Annotated in this window: 21 protein-coding genes; 8 read left to right on the forward strand and 13 right to left on the reverse strand. The window is 66.0% G+C overall.

Annotation, left to right across the window (positions count from 1 at the left end):
* Positions 1-147 precede the first annotated feature (147 nt).
* Positions 148-1,029, forward strand: a complete 882-nt coding sequence (locus tag ACP159_RS20305; protein ID WP_425101542.1) for a glycine-rich domain-containing protein — start codon at positions 148-150, stop codon at positions 1,027-1,029.
* 78 nt (positions 1,030-1,107) lie between these two features.
* Here ACP159_RS20305 and ACP159_RS20310 read toward each other — a convergent pair whose 3' ends face one another.
* The 7 genes from ACP159_RS20310 to ACP159_RS20340 form a co-directional block, all read right to left on the reverse strand.
* On the reverse strand, positions 1,108-1,494 hold the full coding sequence (locus ACP159_RS20310) for a hypothetical protein (RefSeq protein WP_425101543.1): 387 nt from the start codon (positions 1,492-1,494) through the stop codon (positions 1,108-1,110).
* Positions 1,491-2,060 (reverse strand): aspartate carbamoyltransferase catalytic subunit, encoded by a 570-nt coding sequence (locus ACP159_RS20315; protein ID WP_425101544.1) that lies wholly within the window; start codon positions 2,058-2,060, stop codon positions 1,491-1,493. Before ACP159_RS20315 ends, ACP159_RS20310 begins: the two co-directional genes overlap by 4 nt.
* Complete coding sequence (locus ACP159_RS20320; RefSeq protein ID WP_425101545.1) at positions 2,057-2,596, reverse strand: aspartate carbamoyltransferase catalytic subunit; 540 nt, start codon at positions 2,594-2,596, stop codon at positions 2,057-2,059. Before ACP159_RS20320 ends, ACP159_RS20315 begins: the two co-directional genes overlap by 4 nt.
* The gene (locus ACP159_RS20325; protein WP_425101546.1) at positions 2,593-3,543 is read right to left on the reverse strand and encodes an aspartate carbamoyltransferase catalytic subunit; all 951 of its coding nucleotides are present in this window, start codon (positions 3,541-3,543) and stop codon (positions 2,593-2,595) included. Before ACP159_RS20325 ends, ACP159_RS20320 begins: the two co-directional genes overlap by 4 nt.
* Before the next feature lie 170 nt (positions 3,544-3,713).
* The gene (locus tag ACP159_RS20330) at positions 3,714-4,742 is read right to left on the reverse strand and encodes an ABC transporter substrate-binding protein (RefSeq protein ID WP_425101547.1); all 1,029 of its coding nucleotides are present in this window, start codon (positions 4,740-4,742) and stop codon (positions 3,714-3,716) included.
* Positions 4,712-6,094: a sensor histidine kinase N-terminal domain-containing protein gene (locus ACP159_RS20335; RefSeq protein ID WP_425101548.1), complete on the reverse strand. Its 1,383-nt coding sequence runs from the start codon at positions 6,092-6,094 to the stop codon at positions 4,712-4,714. Before ACP159_RS20335 ends, ACP159_RS20330 begins: the two co-directional genes overlap by 31 nt.
* Positions 6,091-6,756: a response regulator transcription factor gene (locus ACP159_RS20340; protein ID WP_425101549.1), complete on the reverse strand. Its 666-nt coding sequence runs from the start codon at positions 6,754-6,756 to the stop codon at positions 6,091-6,093. Before ACP159_RS20340 ends, ACP159_RS20335 begins: the two co-directional genes overlap by 4 nt.
* Before the next feature lie 109 nt (positions 6,757-6,865).
* On the opposite strand from ACP159_RS20340, the gene ACP159_RS20345 reads away from it, so the two are divergent.
* From ACP159_RS20345 to ACP159_RS20375, 7 genes are all read left to right on the forward strand, one after another.
* Positions 6,866-7,825: a Bug family tripartite tricarboxylate transporter substrate binding protein gene (locus ACP159_RS20345; protein ID WP_425101550.1), complete on the forward strand. Its 960-nt coding sequence runs from the start codon at positions 6,866-6,868 to the stop codon at positions 7,823-7,825.
* The gene (locus tag ACP159_RS20350) at positions 7,822-8,262 is read left to right on the forward strand and encodes a tripartite tricarboxylate transporter TctB family protein (RefSeq protein WP_425101551.1); all 441 of its coding nucleotides are present in this window, start codon (positions 7,822-7,824) and stop codon (positions 8,260-8,262) included. The genes ACP159_RS20345 and ACP159_RS20350 overlap by 4 nt, the downstream gene beginning before the upstream one ends.
* Complete coding sequence (locus tag ACP159_RS20355) at positions 8,262-9,764, forward strand: tripartite tricarboxylate transporter permease (RefSeq protein ID WP_425101552.1); 1,503 nt, start codon at positions 8,262-8,264, stop codon at positions 9,762-9,764. Before ACP159_RS20350 ends, ACP159_RS20355 begins: the two co-directional genes overlap by 1 nt.
* A gap of 97 nt (positions 9,765-9,861) precedes the next feature.
* Complete coding sequence (locus ACP159_RS20360; protein ID WP_425101553.1) at positions 9,862-11,214, forward strand: acyclic terpene utilization AtuA family protein; 1,353 nt, start codon at positions 9,862-9,864, stop codon at positions 11,212-11,214.
* Complete coding sequence (locus tag ACP159_RS20365; protein WP_425101555.1) at positions 11,211-11,513, forward strand: DUF4387 family protein; 303 nt, start codon at positions 11,211-11,213, stop codon at positions 11,511-11,513. The genes ACP159_RS20360 and ACP159_RS20365 overlap by 4 nt, the downstream gene beginning before the upstream one ends.
* Complete coding sequence (locus ACP159_RS20370) at positions 11,506-12,549, forward strand: AbrB family transcriptional regulator (RefSeq protein ID WP_425101556.1); 1,044 nt, start codon at positions 11,506-11,508, stop codon at positions 12,547-12,549. The genes ACP159_RS20365 and ACP159_RS20370 overlap by 8 nt, the downstream gene beginning before the upstream one ends.
* Positions 12,550-12,706: 157 nt before the next feature.
* The gene (locus tag ACP159_RS20375; protein ID WP_425101557.1) at positions 12,707-14,350 is read left to right on the forward strand and encodes a thiamine pyrophosphate-dependent enzyme; all 1,644 of its coding nucleotides are present in this window, start codon (positions 12,707-12,709) and stop codon (positions 14,348-14,350) included.
* Between the two features lie 119 nt (positions 14,351-14,469).
* Here the strand turns inward: ACP159_RS20375 and ACP159_RS20380 are convergent, their stop codons facing one another.
* The 6 genes from ACP159_RS20380 to cynS form a co-directional block, all read right to left on the reverse strand.
* Positions 14,470-15,150, reverse strand: a complete 681-nt coding sequence (locus tag ACP159_RS20380) for a sirohydrochlorin chelatase (RefSeq protein WP_425101558.1) — start codon at positions 15,148-15,150, stop codon at positions 14,470-14,472.
* A gap of 54 nt (positions 15,151-15,204) precedes the next feature.
* Positions 15,205-16,437, reverse strand: coding sequence for a lytic murein transglycosylase (locus tag ACP159_RS20385; protein ID WP_425101559.1), 1,233 nt, complete (start codon positions 16,435-16,437; stop codon positions 15,205-15,207).
* Between the two features lie 62 nt (positions 16,438-16,499).
* Positions 16,500-17,168, reverse strand: a complete 669-nt coding sequence (locus ACP159_RS20390) for a class I SAM-dependent methyltransferase (RefSeq protein WP_425101560.1) — start codon at positions 17,166-17,168, stop codon at positions 16,500-16,502.
* A gap of 12 nt (positions 17,169-17,180) precedes the next feature.
* Positions 17,181-17,954, reverse strand: a complete 774-nt coding sequence (pssA, locus tag ACP159_RS20395; protein WP_425101561.1) for a CDP-diacylglycerol--serine O-phosphatidyltransferase — start codon at positions 17,952-17,954, stop codon at positions 17,181-17,183.
* A gap of 3 nt (positions 17,955-17,957) precedes the next feature.
* Positions 17,958-18,650 (reverse strand): phosphatidylserine decarboxylase, encoded by a 693-nt coding sequence (locus ACP159_RS20400; RefSeq protein ID WP_425101562.1) that lies wholly within the window; start codon positions 18,648-18,650, stop codon positions 17,958-17,960.
* 111 nt (positions 18,651-18,761) lie between these two features.
* On the reverse strand, positions 18,762-19,229 hold the full coding sequence (cynS, locus tag ACP159_RS20405) for a cyanase (RefSeq protein WP_425101563.1): 468 nt from the start codon (positions 19,227-19,229) through the stop codon (positions 18,762-18,764).
* Between the last annotated feature and the right edge of the window lie 10 nt (positions 19,230-19,239).

The following is a 19,239-nucleotide window of genomic DNA, read 5'->3' on the forward strand; positions in this document are numbered from 1 at the left end:
TACGGCAAAACGGGGAGAGGGGGAACCGTCCTCGGATCGGGTCAGAAATGATGATCCAAAGGTTAACCATTGGACTTCAATCCCCATTGACAGCACAGGGGTTCGCGATCATCAAAGCTAACGGATGATTAATGGGCGGGCAGACTGATGATTTTCAAGGCATTCAGAGCAACGGTGGCAGCGGCCATCCTTGCCGTATCCGGGGCAGCGGCGAACGCGGCCACGGTCAGCGTTTTCGAGAGCACGACGACATTCACGATCCCCGATGCGGTCACCAGCATCACGCTGTTGATGATCGGCGGTGGCGGCGCCGGGGCGGGTTCGCATTACGGCGGCGGCGCGAGTGGCTACCTCGCCGGGGGCACCTTCGCGGTCAATCCGGGCGATGTCTACGCAGTTACGGTGGGTCAGGGTGGCGCGAGCGCCGGCTGTGCGGGCAACGCCTGCGCTGGTAACGGCGGAACAACGTCCAGCTTCGGCAACTTGTTGGCAGCGGGCGGCGGCAACGCCGCAGGATTTTTCGGATCGCCTCCAGCCGCAGGCGGCTCTGGCGGCGGTGGTGCCGGGAACGCCGGCAGTGGCGGCGCAGGCGGAACTGGCGGTTCCAACGGCATCAATGGCGTGACTTACGCTGGCGGGACGGGTCAGGGCACGTCCCAATGGGGGGCGCTGCTGGCGCTGATTACCGATGCCTCCGTCACAGCAGGCACGGGCGGCGCACAGAGTGCGGGCTCGCACCAGGGCGGCGGCGGCGGCGGGGGTATCCTCGTCAACGGTTTCGGGCTTAGTGGCGGGAATGGCATCTCCACCTCTTTCACCGCCGGTCAGGGTGGCCAGGGCTATGGCGCCGGTGGCGGTTCGGGCGGCTATTCGGGCAATTACCAGATTGCAGGGTCCGGGGCGAACGGCGTGGTGATCGCGCAGTACGAGTTGTCAGTGATGTCCGCTGTTCCGCTGCCTGCGACCCTGCCTCTGCTGCTTGGCGGCCTTGGTTTCATCGCGGTGGCGCGGCGGCGCAAGAGCGCCTGACGGAACACGCCGATCGGGAAATCCATTCGAGGCCCTGCGTCGCTGACGCGGGGCCTTCTTCCATGGACGGACCGATGGTCAGTAGTCGGGCGGGGCTGCCGTCTTGATTTTGGCCACCACCCCGTCCGGGTCCGTCTGAAACTTGATGACATGCTTGTCACCGCCCTTCGTCACAAGCTGCACGCCCGAGCCGAGGCGTTTGACCTCGGCGAGCTCCGACAAGAGTACATGACGGCCGCCGGGGCCGTGCAGGGCGGTTTCGTCCAGCGTCCAGACCTCGCCCAAAGCCTCGTCCCGCAGATACCAGCCTCGCACCACCACCGCCGCAAGCCCGCCGATCGCCCCGGTCCAGACGTGCGGATTGCCGATCAACCAGAGGATCGCCATCCCGGCAGCCATGAAGACGGCGGCGAGGGTGGCGAGGGATTGCAGGTAGACGCGGGCGTCGGGGCGGAATTCGGTCATGGCTTGCTCCGCGGGTCTTGCTGGATGTCGCGCAGGAGGCGGTAGACCGTCCGGGCGTCGTCGATCTGTTCGAAGCCGATGCGCCGCGTGCGGCTGCCGTTCTTCGTGCGGACGGTGCGTTCGCCGAACCAGATCGAGCCGGGGTCGTCGCCGTGGAATTCGAGGACGGAAGAGCGGTCGATGGGGTAGCTGGACAGGGTCTTGCCCTGCACCGGCAGGTCCGTGGCGATGAAGGCGCGGCGGTTCGTGAGGGTGTAGGTGGTGCGGCTGCGCTTGAACGCGTCCCAGAGCACGAAGAGCCCGGCGTTCCACAGGCCGATGAAGAAGAAGATCAGTCCGAAGGCGGGGAAGACCTTGACCGGGCCGGGGACGTTTCCGGCGATGTCGGCGGTCAGGTTCATCCAGAACAGCGAGAAGCCGACGAAGAACACACCGATGACGTGGCGCATCGGCTCCGGGTTGGGCAGGGAGAGGCCGGTGCCGGCGCGGCCTTGCCAGAGGATCTCCTCGCCCGGGTCGAGCAGGCCCTCCCAGCCCGGGGGCGCAGGCTGCGCCGCCGCTCTCACAGCAGCGCGACGATGATGGCGATCAGCATGACCACCGCGACCGCGGCCAGCACCAGCTTGAGCGTGTTGGTGCTGCCCGGCGGGTCGTTGGCGTCCGGGCCGGTCAGGGTGCCCTGCGCGGAGGCGCTGCGCAGCTTCGCGCCGCGCGTTCTGCCCTGGTCCTCGTGGAAGGTGCCGATCCAGCGCAGCGGGGCGGCAATCGTCAGGGTCTGCGAGGTGTTGTCGAAGGCCTGGCTGGGCAGGACGATGACATGGCCCTTGAGCGCGTCGATTTGCGGTTTCGCCGCCTTGAAATCCGGACCGGAGGCATTGTGCGCCTCCACCAGGTAACGCGACAGCGGCATGTCGCCGAGATCGCGGATGTCCACCACGTCGACGAAGGCCGGGCGCAGCTTCGTCGCCCCCAGCCCGTATTTCAGCGGCCATTCGCCGGTCCCGGCCATGGCGGTGAACCGCTCGACCGCTTCGGGCGGCAGGTCGAGGTGGAACAGGCGGAAGGTCCCGGTTTCGGAGCCGTTGATGTTCATGGTCGTCATGCCATGACCTCTTTCGGACGCGCCCGCAGATTGCGGGCCAGCAGATCCATGGCGGCCATGCGCACGGCGACGCCCATTTCCACCTGGTCCTGGATGACGGAGCGGTTGATGTCGTCGGCGATGGTGCCGTCGATCTCGACGCCGCGGTTCATCGGGCCGGGGTGCATGACGATGGCGTCCGGTTTGGCGTGGGCGAGTTTCTCGGCGTCGAGGCCGTAGCGATGGTAATATTCGCGCTCGGAGGGGATGAACCCGCCGTCCATGCGCTCCTTCTGAAGGCGGAGCATCATCACCACGTCGACATCCTTCAGGCCCTCTTCCATGTTGTCATAGACCTCGACGCCGAAATGCTCGATGCCGGAGGGCATGAGGGTCGCGGGGCCGACGAGGCGGATGCGGTTCTCCATCTTGTGCAGCAGCAGGATGTTGGACCGGGCAACGCGGCTGTGGGCGATGTCGCCACAGATCGCGATGTTCAGCCTGTGCAGCCGGCCCTTGGCACGGCGGATGGTCAGCGCATCGAGCAGCGCCTGCGTCGGGTGCTCGTGTTTGCCGTCCCCGGCGTTCAGCACCGCGCAGTTGACCTTCTGGCTGAGCAGATCGACCGCGCCGGAATGCGGATGACGGACGACCAGCAGGTCCGGGTGCATGGCGTTGAGCGTCATGGCGGTGTCGATCAGCGTCTCACCCTTCTTGATGCTGGAGGCCTGCATCGACATGTTCATTACATCCGCCCCGAGCCGCTTTCCGGCAAGTTCGAAACTGGCCTGTGTCCGGGTGGAGTTCTCGAAGAACATGTTGATCTGCGTCAGCCCCGCCAGTACCGAGGCGTTTTTCTCGCGGCGTCGGCCGAGGGCGACGTATTTGTCGGCGAGATCGAGAACGGTGGCGATCTCTTCGGGCCGCAGGGGCTCGATTCCCAGAAGGTGGCGGTGATCGAAACGCATGGGGCCCTCGTGTTGTGCTTTGATCGTAATAAGAAGCGGGGAAGCCTTGGGCAAGAGGAAGGCTGCGGAGTCGGCGGGGCTGCGCTGGGCGATGTGCGGAGGGTCGGTCGTGGCGCGGGTTCCCTCCCCCTTGGGGAGGGTCAGGGTGGGGGAGTGGCGGCTGGCAGGTTCTACCGTTGCACCACCGCCGCGCGCCATTCCTCGAGAAAGCGCGACTTCTTCAGCGGGTCGACATAGATCAGCAAGCCCGGGTCGAGCCGGATCGGGCGCAGGTGCGGCCCCCCGGCCAGCGCCGCCTCGTCGATCCGGGAAAATCCGGTGCGCTCGGCGATCAGGGTCTGGCCGGCATCGGAGATGAGGAAATCGATGAAGCCGCGCCCGAGGTCCGGGTTTGGCGCCGTGGTCGGCACCAGTGCCGTGCGCAGCAGGACCTGTGTGAAGTCCCTCAGTTCCACCATCGCGCCATCGGGCCAACCGTCCAGCCGGTCGGCGAGATAGCTGCCAAGAACGTTGTAGGCCAGCACCAGCTGACCCGATTGCAGGTCATCCAGCATCGCCCCGGTGGAGGAATACAGCCGCGGCGACAGCCCGCCCATGACCTCCGACATGCGCCAGAAGGTATCCGACTGCCGCGCGTCCTGGCTTGCGAACAGGTATCCCGCGCCGCTCGCCGCCGGATCGTAGGTGCCGATCCGCCCGTCGAAGACCTCCGGTCTGTCGCGCATCAGCGCGATCAGGTCCTGCCGCGTCTGCGGCAGCGGGCCGGGGCCGAAAGCCCTGCGCGAAACCGCCATGACCACCGGCTCCTGCGTGAAGCCGAACAGCTGGTCGCGCCAGTGTGCCCAGGCGGGCAGGCGGGCGGTGGCCTCCGAGCCGTGCGTCAGGGCCAGCCCGTCGTTCGCGAGCTTCATCTGCAGGTCCATGGCCGATGATATGGCGAGATCGAAGGCCGCGCCCTCTCCGGCGATGGCGTCAAATACCGACTGCGTGTTGCTCACCACGTAGTGGACCGAGATGCCCGGGTGCTCCGCCTGATAGGCTTCGATCAGCGGCGCGAAGATGCGGGTGTCCGTGGAGGACAGAACGGTCAGGACGGCCTTTTCCGGATCGGCCCGGAACCAGCGGTCCTCCTCCACCTCGAACGCCATGGCCCGGCAGGCCAGCAGCATCACGCCAAGGGCAACGAAAAACGCGCGCATGCGCCGCCTCCTTCCCGGTCTGTCAGGTCCAGCGTCCCGCCGTAAGCCGCCGCCACCTCGGTCACGATGGCGAGGCCAAGGCCCGAGCCGACCACGTCCGCCACGTTTCCCCCGCGCTCGAAGCGCTTTCCCAGGGCGTCGAGCCGCAGCCCGGCGAGGCCCCGCCCGGTGTCCGCGACGGTCAGGACCGCCTGGGTGTCCGTCCGCTCCAGGGTGATGGAGACCTCGCCGAATTCCGACGAATACTTGATCGCGTTGTCGATCAGGTTGCGGATCACCGTTTCGATCAGCAGCCGGTCGGCGGCGATGGTCACCGGCGCGTCCGGCGCGATGTAGTCGAGGTCGATGTCCCGGAGCTCGGCGGACGGGCGAAAGCCGTCCACGATCCCTTCCGTCACCCGGCCAAGGTCCATGTCCTCGTCGCTGCGCTGGTCGGTGCGATAGATGACGGCGGCATGATCGAGGAGCTGGCTGGCGGAGCGGGCGGTGTTGTCGGCCAGGCGGATGATCTTGCGAAGCTGCTCCCGCGCGGCCTCGTCCTCGGACTGGCGCAGGGCAATCTCGGTCTGCGCCCGCAAGGTCGCCAGCGGCGTGCGGATGTAATGCGCCGCTTCGGCGATGAAGGTCTCGGTACGTGACAACGCCCCGGACAGCCGCCCGATGAAGCCGTTCAGCGCATTGACCAACGGCCCGAGTTCTTCCGGCACCTGCCTCCGCACCGGGCGCAGGTCCTGCGGGCCGCGCCGGGTCACCGCATCCGCCAGGTCGCCCACCGGCTGCAGTACGGAGCGCGCCATCGCCACCGCCAGCAGCGCCGCCAGCAAGAAGAACCCCGCTCCCAGCAGCAGCGCCCGGTTGGTCAACCCGGCGACGATGCTGTCCTGCACGGACCGCGTCTGCGCAACCGCGACCAGCACAGGCACCGGCCTGCCCTCCACCAGCACGGAGCGTCCGACCGCCGCAACCCGGACGGCGTAGCCCAGTTGCACCGCATTGTAGAACTCCGGATTGAGGCCCGACGGGATGGTGTCGGGCAAAGGCAGGTCCGCATAGCCGGTGGCCAGCGCACCGTTCACGTCCACGCGGTAGAAGATGCGGTCGTTCCCCAAGGCTCCCAGCATGGAGAACGCCGAATACGGCAGGTCGATGTCGATCCCCTCCGCACCGCCGCGCAACTCTTCCGCGATGGCCAGGGTCGCCGCGCCGAGGATCCGGTCCTGTGTCTGCTCCACCGCCGCATCCGCCACCGTGCGAATCGAGTAGAACAGCAGCCCCGACAGCACCGCCGCGACCACCAGAAGTTGCGCGGTCAGGCGGCGGCGAATGGAAAACGTGTGGCGGGTCCGGCTCATCCCGACGTCAGCCGATAGCCCACGCCGCGCACCGTCTCGATCCTTGCGCGGCTGCCGTCCAGCTTCTTGCGCAGCCGTCCGACGTAGACCTCGATGGCGTTGTCGCTGACCGCCTCGCTCACCGAGAACAGCCGGTCATACAGCTGTGCCTTGGAGAAGATGCGCTCCGGTGCGCTCATCAGGATCTCGAACAGGCGCAATTCCCGGTTGCGCAATTCGCGCCGTTCATCGCCGAAGGAAATCGCCGCTTCCATCGGGTGAAAGGTCAGCCCGGCGAAGGTCTGGACGTTCTCCGCATGGCCGTTCCGTCGCCTGAGCACAGCCCGGACCCGGGCAGAAAGCTCAAGAAAATCAAAAGGCTTCGTGATATAGTCGTCCGCGCCGCTGTCGAGCATGGCAACCCGGTCGGAGACGGCGGAGCGGGCCGTCATCACGATCACAGGCGTCGCTTCCCGTGCCGCGCGGTGCCTCGCGAGGAAGTCGCGACCGTCGCCGTCCGGCAGCATGATGTCGAGCAGGATCAGGTCGTAGGGCGCGACCGCCAGCAGGTCTTCCGCCTCGCCCAGCGTCGCCGCGTGATCGACGGCGTGGCCATCCATGGCGAGCTGCGTGCGGACGGTCTCGGCCAGGTCCGCGCTGTCCTCCACCAGCAGAAATCGCATTTTTTCTCCTCGCCCCCGACGGATGACAGGTTACTGTCAGGTTGTCGCCCAATCTTGCGCGATGCAAGGCGTCCCGGGAGGGGGCGCCGGACCTTTTGGGAGGAATACCATGAAAATGTCCATCCGCGCGCTCGTCACGAGCGCCGCGCTGACGCTCGTCGGCACCGCATCCTTCGCAACCGAGTGCATCGCACCGGCAAACCCCGGCGGCGGCTGGGATTTCACCTGCCGTCAGATCGGCAAGATCCTGTATGACATCGGCCAGGTCGACGCGCCGGTTCAGGTCACCAACATGGCCGGTGGCGGTGGCGGTCTCGCCTTCGCGCATGTGGTCAACGAGCGCGGCGACGATCCCGATCTGATCGTCGCGGCGTCTTCGGCCACCACCACCCGTCTCGCGCAGAATGCCTTTGCCGGCATGACCGCCGACCAGGTGCGCTTCGTCGGGGCCATCGGCGCCGATCCGGGCGTCATCGTCGTGGCCAAGGACAGCCCGATGAACAGCCTGAACGACCTCGTCGAAGCGGTGAAGGCCGGTGAGAACGTCTCTTTCGCCGGCGGCTCCGCCGCGGGCGGTTTCGACCACCTGAAGGTTCTGCAGGTCCTCAAGGCCGGTGGCATCGAGGATATCCGCGCGGTCAAGTACATCGGCGTGGACGGTGGCGCGGACGCGGTCACCCAGACGGTCGGCGGCTTCACCACCGCGATGACCGGCGACATGTCCGAGATCGTCGGCTTCATCAACTCCGGTGAAGTGAAGGCGCTGGGCGTGCTGACCGAAGAGCGCGTGCCGGGCTTCGACGGCATCCCGACCGCCCGTGAGCAGGGTCTCGACGTGGTCGCGGTGAACTGGCGTGGCCTCTACGTGCCGAAGGACATCACCGACGAGCAATTCCAGGCCTGGGCCGACAAGCTGCAGGCGGTGGCGGACAGCGCCGAGTGGCAGGAGGCGATGAAGGCCAATGGTCTCGCGCCGTTCACCAAGGTCGGCGGCGACTTCCAGTCCTGGGTCGATGGCGTCGTGGCCGAGACCGTCGAGCTCTCCAAAGAAATCGGCGTGCTCCAGTGACCGGTGACCGCATCTTCGGAGCGGTCATGATCCTGCTGGCGCTGGGGTATGCCCTCAGCGCCAGTACGATCCAGGTGCCGCTGTTTCCCGACCCGATGGGCCCCAAGTCCTTTCCCTACCTGATCGCGGGCGGCATCATCATCACGGGACTGTTCATGGTCCTGAAACCCGACCCGGAGGCCGACTGGCCGGAAACGCGCACGCTGCTCTCCCTTGCCGTCGCCATCGTCGTGATGGTCGGCTATGCCTATGCCCTCAAGCCCCTCGGCTTCATCGTACCCACGGCGATTGCCGCCGGTGTGCTCAGCTACCAACTCTCGCCGCGCCCGGCCTTTGCCGCGCTTACGGGCATCGGGCTGTCGATCGGGCTCTTCGTCCTGTTCCGCTATGCACTAGGCCTCGGCCTCGTGCCCTTTCCCAAAGGGATGATCGGCTGATGGATCTTCTTTCGAACCTGGCGCTCGGCTTCTCGATCGCGCTGTCTCCCTATACGCTGCTGCTGGCGGTGATCGGCTGCTTTCTCGGCACCATCATCGGCGCCTTGCCCGGTCTCGGGCCGTCGAACGGCGTGGCGATCCTCATTCCCATCACCTTCACCATGGGGTTCGATGCGACCCAGGCGCTGGTGCTGCTCACCTCCGTCTACTACGGCGCGATGTACGGCGGGCGGATCTCCTCGATCCTGCTGAACATCCCCGGCGACGAGCCGGCGCTGATGACGACGCTCGACGGCTATCCCATGGCCAAACAGGGCCGGGCCGGGGACGCCCTCGTGATCTCCGGCGTCGCCAGTTTCGTCGGCGCCTTTGTCGCGACGATCTTCCTGATGCTGCTTGCGCCCTATATCGCGCGTCTGGCCTACAAGTTCGGTCCGGCGGAGTATTTCGCGCTGTATCTGCTCGCCTTCGCCACCCTCGGGGGCATCGCGTCGAACAACCAGGCCAAGGCGGCCATGGCGTCCTTCATCGGTCTCGCCATCGCCATGATCGGGCAGGGGTCCGGCGGCACGCCGCGCTTTACCTTCGGCAACCTGCACCTGATGGACGGCATCGACTTTCTCGTCGCCATCGTCGGCCTGTTCGCCATCGCGGAGGTCTTCGTCTTCATCGAGAGCCATGGCAAGTCCAGTTCCATCGGGGTCAAGCTCGACAAGGTGCGCGTGCCCTGGTCCGACCTGAAGGACTCCTCCGGCACCATGATGCGTGGCTCGCTGATCGGCTTCGTCGCCGGTGTGCTGCCCGGGGCGGGAGCCTCGCTCGGCTCCTTCCTCGCCTACATGGCGGAGAAGTCCTGGCTCGGGTCGAAAGGCCGCTTCGGCACCGGCGATCCGCGGGGCGTGGCCGCGCCTGAGGCGGGCAACAACGCCGCCGCCGGTGGTGCGCTGATCCCGATGCTGACGCTGGGCGTACCCGGCTCCGGCACCACGGCGGTGCTGCTCGCGCTCCTGATGACTCTGAATATCACCCCGGGTCCGACGCTGTTCACCGACAACCCCGAGGTTGTCTGGGGCCTCATCGCCACGCTGCTCATCGCGAACTTCGTCCTGCTTGCCATGAACGTGCCGATGGTAAAGGTCTTCGTGAGGATCCTCATGGTGCCCCCGGCGATCCTGCTGCCCGGCGTGACGATGATCTCCTTCGTGGGTATCTACTCGCTGACCGGAAGCTACTTCGACCTGCTGCTGATGGTGGGCTTCGGGGTGATGGGCTGGCTGTTCCGCAAACTCGACATCCCGACCGTTCCGGTGATCCTCGGCATCCTGCTCGGCACCGCCATGGAAGACGCGCTGCGCCGCGCCATGACGCTGTCCGACGGTGACGTGAGCTATCTCTTCGGCTCCCCGATCGCCATCGGGCTCTGGGTCTTCGCCATCGCCGGGTTCATCGCACCGCTGTACCTGCGGACCGTCATGAAGAAACCGCAGGCGATCTCCGACTGAAATCGTGATCGGGCGGGGGCTTCAATCCCCGCCCGATCCGCTTTAACGACCCCGTATGGCCCCGCGCCATCGCCCTCCCGTCACCCGGAGACACCCCATGCCAACCCGTATCCTGATCCCCTCCGGCGTCCTCGGCCTCGGCTTCGACGAGGCGGCCCTCTGGCGCGGCGTCGCGGCAAAGCCCGATCTTATCGCTATCGACGGCGGCTCGACGGACAGCGGCCCGGCCTCCCTCGGCACCGGCACCTCGAAGTATGCCCGCGCTGCGATCAAGGCGGAATGGCGCGTGTTGATGAAGGCGCGGGCGGAGGCGGGCGTGCCGCTGGTCATAGGCACCTGCGGCACCGCCGGGGCGGATGCGCATGTGGACTGGATGTATCAGATTACCAAGGAACTGGCGCAGGAGCTGGGCCAATCGGTCAAGGTCGCCCGGCTGTACTCCCAGCAATCCCCGGACAGGCTGAAAGCCCGCTTCGACGCCATCACGCCGCTCGATCCGGCCCCCGCGCTTTCCCGCGAAGACCTCGCGTCCATGACCGCCATCGTCGCTCTCGCCGGGGCGGAGCAGGTGCAGGCGGCACTTGAGACCGGCGCGGACATCGTGCTGGCGGGGCGCACCACCGACACCGCCATCATCGCCGCCCTGCCGTTGGCAAGGCAGGAACACCCCGGCGCGGCATGGCATGGTGCCAAGATCGGCGAATGCGGGGCGCTCTGCTCCAGCGATCCGACCTCCGGCGTCATCCAGATCGACTTCGACCGCGAAGGCTTCACCGTGACCCCGCTGGCGGACGGAGCGAAATGCACCCCGCATTCGGTCTGTGCCCATATGCTTTACGAAAATTCCGACCCGTTCATCCTCTATGAGCCGGGCGGGCATCTCGACGTGACGAACGCCGATTACATCGCCGTGGACGAGCGTTCCGTGCGCGTGACCGGCGCCGAATGGCATCCGGGGACGTACACCGTCAAACTGGAAGCCGCCCGCACCGCAGGCTACCAGACAACGCTCCTCGCCACGCTGCGCAACCGACGCTACGTCGAGAACGCGCAGGAGTGGGCGGACAAGCTGTTGGCTTTCCTCGATGGCAAACTGGCCGCGTCCCTCGATCTGCCGCGCGACAGCTACACGATCGACGTTCGCCTGATCGGTGTGGACTCGGCACTCGGGGCGCTGGAGGCCCGCAAGGGCGATCCGACCGAGGTGGGTGCCTTCGTCATCGTCACCGCGCCGACGCAGGCCGATGCCACCGAGATTGCCAAGCTCATCAACCCGTTCCTGCTGCACTATCCGCTGACCCGGGACGAGGAACTGCCGACCTTTGCGTTCCCCTACAGCCCGGCGCATTCCGAACGCGGGGCGCTCTATGAATTTGCCATGAACCACATCCTGACCCTCGACACCCCCATGGACGCCTTCCGCATAGAGACGGAGGCGCTCCGCGCATGACCACGCTTGCCGAGGAAACCGTCAAGATCCGGTCGAAGAACGCCGGGCCGTTCTGGGTCACCGTGGACCTGTTCTGCGGCACGAAGGACGCGTTTGACGACATCCGTCACAGGCTCTCGACCGAAGCCGTGGCCGCGCTCTATCGTGTCGATGCCGCGCAATTGAAACGCTTCGACATCGCCCGTCTGAATGTCATCAAGTTCAGCTTCCCGAGGCCGGTGCCGCAGGGTGCCCCTCTCGACCGTGACCAGCACGGGGCACAATACGCGGTGCTGCTGGAAGAGATGATCCTTGAGTAAACCCGCCGGCATGGCGCTGACGCTGGTCATCGCGGCCCTCGGCGCGGCGTTCTTTGTCCAGATCGGCCTGCCGTTGCCGCTGCTACTCGGGCCGATGCTGGCCTGCCTCTGCGCGGGCATGGCAGGGATGCCGCTTCGGGGAATGGGGATCTTCGGCACCTTCATGCGGACGTTCCTCGGCGTGGCGGTGGGCAGCTCGATCAACCCGGAGGTGGTGGCACAGATCCCTTCCTACCTGAACACGCTCGTGTTCGTGCCGGTGTTCGTCCTCATCATCGGCCTGACCGGCTACCCTCTGCTGCGCAAGGTCTTCGGCATGGACCATGCGACGGCCTTCTATTCGGCCATGCCCGGCGGCTTGCAGGATATGCTGATCTTCGGCGAGGAGGCGGGCGGCGACGTCCGGGCCATGTCGCTGATCCACGCGACGCGGGTGCTGGTGATCGTGACCATCGCGCCGATCCTGATGCAATGGCTCTGGCAGGTGGACCTGTCGGCGCCGCCGGGGCAATCGGCGCGGGACACCGACCCGGTGGAAATTGCCCTCATGATCGCTTCGGCGCTGGTGGGCTGGAAAGTCGCGGAGCGGGTCGGCCTGTTCGGCGCGTCGCTGCTAGGGCCGATGATCCTGACGGCTGCGTTGTCACTGACCGGCGTGATCTCGCACCGCCCGCCTGCGGAGATCATCTGGGCCGCGCAGTTCTTCATCGGTATCGGCGTGGGCGTGAAATACGTCGGCATCACCGGGCGCGAGCTGAAGCTCTATGTCGGCGCGGGGCTGGGTTTCGCGCTGCTGCTGTCGGTCATCAGCCTCGGGTTCATCGAATTCATCCACTGGGTTGCCCACGCGGATCACCTCGACAGCTTCCTGTCGTTCCTGCCGGGCGGTCAGGGGGAGATGGTGGTGATTGCCATCGTCGTCGGCGCGGACCTGTCGTTCGTCGTCACGCACCACCTGTTCCGGCTGATCCTCGTCATCACGCTGGCCCCGGTCGTGGCCCGCTGGGTCGCCCGCCGCGAGGGGCCTGGGGCATAGCCCCGGCCTACGGGGCGGTGTTCGGTACCGCACGGTGTTAGCCTGCCGCGACTGCCTGTAGCGCGGGGCTCCGCCCCGCGGCCTCGGCGCTGGACGCTTCCGCGGAATGCCCTTAGGCATATGTCGGACAACGTGCAAAACCCGTATGAGGACTCCCATGACCGCCACCACCCGCCGCGCCGCCGATCACCTTGTCGACCTGCTGGTGGCGCAGGGAACAACCCATGTCTTCGGCGTGCCGGGCGAGAGTTACCTTGCCGTGCTGGACGCGATGCACGCGCGCGAGGGCATCGACTTCGTGACCTGTCGGCAGGAAGGCGGCGCGGCGATGGCTGCCGATGCCCATGGCCGCATGACCGGCCGTCCCGGCGTCTGCATGGTCACGCGCGGCCCGGGCGCGACCAATGCCAGCGCGGGCGTGCATGTGGCGTTTCAGGACAGCATTCCGATGATCCTCTTCATCGGGCAGGTGGCGCGGGACATGGTCGAGCGCGAGGCCTTTCAGGAAATCGACTACCGCCGGATGTTCGGCCAGATGGCCAAATGGGTCACGCAGATCGACGATGCGTCCCGGATGCAGGAGTACATTTCGCGGGCTTACCGGGTGGCGATGTCCGGGCGGCCCGGGCCGGTGGTGATCGCGCTGCCGGAGGACATGCTTTACGACGAGGTCGCGGTGCCGCCTGCGCCGCGTTATGTCGAAGCGCCGCGCTACCAGCCTGCGCCGGACACCTTGGAAGCCTTGAAACAGGCGATTGCCGGGGCGGAAAAGCCGCTGATCATGGCGGGCGGCGGCAATTGGACGGAGGCGGGGATCGCCGCCTTGCAGGTCTTTGCCGAGAAGCAGGGAATCCCGGTCACGGTCAGCCTGAGAGCGCAGGGGCTCTTCGACAACGATCACGAGAGCTACGCCGGGCATTTCGCCGTCGGCAAGGTGCCGTATCTGTCCGAAGCGCTGGAGGAGACCGACCTGCTCATCGCCATCGGCCCGCGCCTCGGGGAGATGACGACGAACGGCTATACCAACCCCAGACCGCCGGTGCCGAGCCAGCGGCTGGCCCATGTCTTCCCTGCACCGGAAGAACCGGGGCGGGTCTATGAGCCGGAGATCACGCTGATTTCCGACACCGAGAGTTTCTGCCGCGCCGTGGCGGAATGGGAGCCGATCGCGCCGGAGCGCTTTGCCGAGCGCCGGGCAAGGCTGCGGGGGGCGTACGAGGCGTTCAACGCGACAAGCTCCGTAAACAACGACATGCTCGCGCCGCTCTACAAGCACCTGTCCGAGACGGTGCCGGCAGACGCGATCATGACAAACGGCGCGGGGAACTACTCCGCCTGGCTGCACCGTTTCCACCGTTACAGGACCCCGCGCAGTCAGCTTGCGCCGACATCGGGCTCCATGGGCTACGGCCTGCCCGCCGCCATCGGGGCCGCCGTCGCGACGCCGGAGCGCGAGGTCTATGCCTTCGCCGGGGACGGCTGCTTCATGATGACCTGTCAGGAGATGGCGACGGCGGTGCAATACGGCCTGCGGCTGACGGTGATCGTGGTGAACAACGCGCGCTACGGCACCATCCGGGTGCATCAGGAACGCGAGTTCCCGGGACGGGTTTCGGGGACCGAGATGGTCAACCCGGACTTCGTCGATTTCGCGAAGTCCTTCGGCGCCGGGGCGTATCGCGCGACGGATCTGGACAGCTTCGCTGCGGCTCTGGCGGAGGTCCGGGCACAGGGCGGGGTCAACCTCATCGAGATCGTGCAGGACCGCGACCTGCTGGCACCGGGCAAGCGGCTGGCATGACCTTACCCACGGGTAAGGTTTTTCCTTTCTATTTCAGTGGGTTATTAATTATTGGTTAGTGCCGGGCGGGGGCGAAGTCTTGCAAAGACTTCGATCCGGAAACCTTGAAAGTTTCCGGGTCAGCTCCGCCCGAGGCGTTTCGCGATGAACTCCGGCAGGCCCGGCTGGCAGCCGAAGGGTTCCAGCCGCAGGCCGCTGAACCGAACCTCTTCAAGCGCTTGCGGCAGGTCATCGAGCACATGCCCGCGCTTCATGTTGAAGAAGGGCAGGCAAATCGCCTTCTCTCCCAACCCCGCCGCACTCTCGGCCAGAAACGGCGTTTCCTCGACAAAGCCGCAGCGAATGGTGCGGAAGGGCAGGCGCTTGCCCAGCTGTTCGGCAAAGCCCTTCGTCACCGATGCAGGTTTGTCACTGCGTCCCGAACCATGCGCGGCGATGAACAGCGCGGTCTCCTGTGCCGTCCAGCCCGCCTCGTCCAGTTCCTCGCGCAGCCATTCCGCCGTCCAGTCGGGCAGGTCCGGGTCGAGGCCGAAGGGCGCAAGCTGCGTCACGTCGAACCCGGCCAGCCGCTTCGGCAGCGCCTTTTGGGTGAACCAGCCATCGGCCATGAAGAAGGGATAGACCAGTGCGCCGGGGCTGATCGCCGCTTCCAGTGCGCCCTCCTTCGCAAGGGTCGCCCCGCGCACGGTCATGTCCGGCAGATGTGCCTGAACCGCCTGCGCCAGCGCGACAATCTCCGCCTCGCCGACCTCCGGCTCGGACGGCTGGCCGTGGCTCACGATGATGGCGGTGTGCGGCATGTTCCGGTCCTTTCAGGGCATTCTCCGTGGATATAGAAGCCCCGCCATCCAAGGCTAGCGCAGCTTTGATTTCATCGCCGCTTCGGGGAAGCAGGTGGCGGTTTGCCCGGTCGCTTCCTGCCAGCGTCCGATGGAGCGGCGGGTCTTGAAGCCCGGCAGGCCGTCCGCGCCGCCGACGTCATGGCCCATCTTCTCCAATGCGCGCTGCATGCTGGCAACGTCGGAGCGCAGCAGCCCGCCAACCTTCCCCCAGCTTCCGCTGAAATCGCCCATGCCGTATTGGATGCGATCGCCCACATGGCCGACGAAGAGCGCGTAGAGATCGCTCATGTTGTAATCCTTCAGGACGTAGAAATTCGGCGTGACGATGAAGGCGGGACCGCTGCGTCCCGCGGGCATGAGAAGGAAGCCTTCTGCCTTCGCCTCGTGCTCCGGGAAGGCCTTGCCGCTTATGCGGCGGATGCCCATGGCCTGCCAGTCGCTGATGCGCTTGCCCTGATCCGGGCCTTCCAGGGCGCAGGAGACCGACGCGGGAACCTCGACCTCGAATCCCCAGTCGCGCCCGCTGACCCAGCCGTGTTTCGCGAGATAGTTGCCGATGGAGGCGATGGTGTCCGCCTCGGAGCGCCAGATGTCCGCGTGCGCGTCGCCATCGCCGTCCACCGCGTATTTCAGGAAATTCGACGGCATGAATTGCGGCTGGCCCAGAGCGCCGGCCCAGCTGCTTTTCATTGCGCTTTCCGGAGCGTGACCCGCCTGAGCGATCTGCAGGGCGGCGACGAGTTCATCGGCGAAATACGCGGCGCGGGTGCTCATGAAGCCTTTTGTCCCCAGAACCTCGAAGACATTGTTGCGGATCGGGACCTGTCCGTACCCGCTCTCGCGCCCCCAGATCCCGAGGATGATGCGGCCCGGCACACCGGTCTTTCGCTCGGTGGCGGCCAGCGCCTGCGCGTGGCGTTTCATCATTGTGCGGCCGACGGAGGTCGCGCCGTCGATGGAGCCTCGGTTGAAGTATTTTCCGGGGGAGCCGAACTCGGCCTGCCGCTGCTGTCGCGGACCGGAGGGCTTGCTTCCCGGTGGAACGAGATCCGGCAGGTCCCAGTTGAGCGTCACCCCCCGGAACGACCCCTCGAAGGTCGCCCGCGAGACGCCTTTCGCGCGGGCGCGGGGCCATATCTCGGACTGTAGCCAGGACTGGAACTGCTTTTCGATGGCGGCCCTGTTCTGGGCAGTGGCCAGCCCCGGGAGCAGCAGCAGAACGGCAAGAAGGACGATACGCAGCATCGTGGGGCCTCGTTCGAAAACAACAGGATGCGCCCATGGTAACGCCTTGCGGCGCGGCTGTCTCAGGTGGTCTCGGCCAAAGGCACATCCTTGCCGGCGGCGACGGCCTCCGCTTTCGATTTTTCCATGACGAGGAAGGTCATCATGCCCAGCGGCGGCAGGGTTTCCTGTTCGATCACCCGCAGCGAGGGCTCGCCGAGGATCGTCGCCAGTTCGAAATCCGAATGCCAGCCGATGATGTTGGCCAGCGGTGCGGAGAGCTTGGAGATCAGGCCGAGAAACCCGCTTTCCTCCGCGAAATGGTTGGAAATCACGATGCGCCCGCCGGGTTTGCAGACCCGGGCCATCTCCGCGATGACACGCTCCGGCTCGGGCACGACGGAGACGATATGCATCGCGGCGACCGTGTCGAACCGGTTGTCCGGAAAGTCCAGCGAGCGGGCGTCCATCTGGAGCAGGGCCGTGACGGGATCGAGCCTGCGTTCGCGCACCTTCTTGCGGGCCTTTTGCAGCATTTCGTCTGAGTAGTCGATGCCGGTCACTCTCAGACCCGCGCGATAATGCGGCAAGGCCAGACCGGTGCCGACGCCGACTTCCAGGACCTCCGGGCCGCCGCATCGGTTGATGTAATCGACAACCCGTTGCCGTCCGGCATGGGTCGCCGCGCCAAAGGTGCGATCATAGATCGGCGCCCAGCGGGCGTAGGAAGATTTGACGGCTTCGATATCCAAGGGGAAAGATCCTCAGGCTTTGTTTCTGCGCCATGACACGAAGGCCACGACCAGGCCAAGAATGTAGGCGACCGCAGCAATCACGAGGGTCGCCCAGAGATAGGTGAACAATGCCGAGGCAATCAGCACTGCTCCGACGATCAGGAAGCGGGCGTGTTCGCGGCGGATCGTGAAGTTCTTGAAGGACGGTGTGGGCAAGCGGCCAATCATCAGGAAGCCGACAAGCAGCAGGTACAGCGCGATCAGTTCGGCGGGCAGGTGGTCCATGTCCGGATAGAGGAACGCGATATACATCGGCAGCATGGCAAGGCCCGCTCCGGCAGGGGAGGGCACGCCGACGAAGTGATCGCCCGCGGGCTTGTCCTCCATGCGGCTCATCACGTTGAACCGGGCGAGTCGCAGGACGCAGCAGATGGTATAGACCAGAACCGCGATCCAGCCCATGCCGCGGAAGTCGTGCAGCGCCCAGGCGTGCAGGATCAGGCCAGGGGCGACGCCGAAATTGAGGAAGTCGGCAAGGGAGTCAAGTTCGGCGCCGACGGAGCTCTGGCAGCGCAGCAGGCGGGCCAGCCGCCCGTCGAGACCATCGAGGACCCCTGCGAGCAGGATCAGCTTCACCGCGCTCTCATACTCGCCGTTGAACCCGAAGCGGATGGCGGTGAGGCCCGCGCAGATGGCGGCGATGGTCAGCAGGTTGGGCAACAGGTGCAGAATCGGCAGCTTGCTGCGCTCGCGCCGGGTCTCCGGCGTGGCGGGATCGTCCGGGATGTCGTCCGGGTCAGTCATGGCTCAGCGCGTCCGGGCGAGGCGGGCGGGCGCGTGCGAGGCGAGGTCGGCGAGCACGGTTTCCCCCGCCACCATGGTCTGGCCGAGGCTGACCATGGGCTGCACGCCTTCGGGCAGGTAGACGTCCAGACGGGAGCCAAAGCGGATCAGGCCGAACCGCTCGCCCGCCTCGATGTTGTCGCCGGTGTTGGAGAAACAGACGATGCGCCGCGCCACGAGGCCGGCAATCTGGACCACGGCGATCTGCGTGCCGTCTGCGCGTTCGATGCACAGGCTGTTGCGCTCGTTGTCGGCACTGGCCTTGTCGAGCGAGGCGTTGAGGAACTTGCCGGGGCGGTAGGCGATGGCCTTGATCGTGCCGCCCACCGGCGCGCGGTTCACGTGGCAGTTGAACACGCTCATGAAGACGCTGACTCGGGTCAGGGGCTTGTCGTCCATGCCAAGCTCGGCGGGGGGAATGGCCGGTTCGATCAGAGAAACGACGCCGTCGGCAGGGCTGATGATGAGGCTGTCGCCGATCGGCGTGGCGCGTTTCGGGTCGCGGAAGAAATAGTAGCACCAGACGGTCAGGCCGACCCCGATCCAACCGAGAAAATCAGAAATCAGGAACAGGGCCAATGCAATGGCGGCAAAGATCGCAACGAACCGGCGCCCTTCCGGGTGCATCGGTTTGATGAACGTGTCGCGCATTCGCATGGGCAGGCTGCCTTCCTGTAGTGGACCACGGCCCTCTTACCCGTTCCGTCAGGCCGCTTCAACGCAAGACAACCCCCCGCGCCTTCACGATGGTCGGCGCGGGAGCGGGAGTCACCAGGCGTTGTACTGCAGGTACTTGCCGGACATCTCGACCTTGACGCGGTCGCCCTTGGGATGCGGCACCCGGGTCACGGACATGTCGAAGTCGATGGCCGACATGATGCCGTCACCGAATTCCTCGTGGATCAGCGCTTTCAGTGTCGGGCCATACACTCCGACGATCTCGTAGAAGCGATAGATGCAGGGATCGGTGGGCACGGTCTGGGCAAAGACCTTGTTCGGGCTCTCTGCCAGCACCTCGGCAGCCTCGGTCGGCAGGCCAAGGAGGGAAACCAGCTTCTCTGCTTTCTCCAGCGGGAGAGCGTTCATGCCCATGCAGGCGGAATGGGTGAAGACGGGCGACATGCCGATCTTTTCGGCAATCGCCGTCCAGCCCAGCTTGGCCTTCTTCCTGGCAATGATGATCAGCGCGGTGACGTCTTCCTTGGTCAGAAGCTCTCCGGAAATCAGGTCCTTCATGGTCTCTCTC

This window comes from Tropicibacter sp. S64, from assembly GCF_049803835.1.
GTDB lineage: Bacteria > Pseudomonadota > Alphaproteobacteria > Rhodobacterales > Rhodobacteraceae > Pacificoceanicola.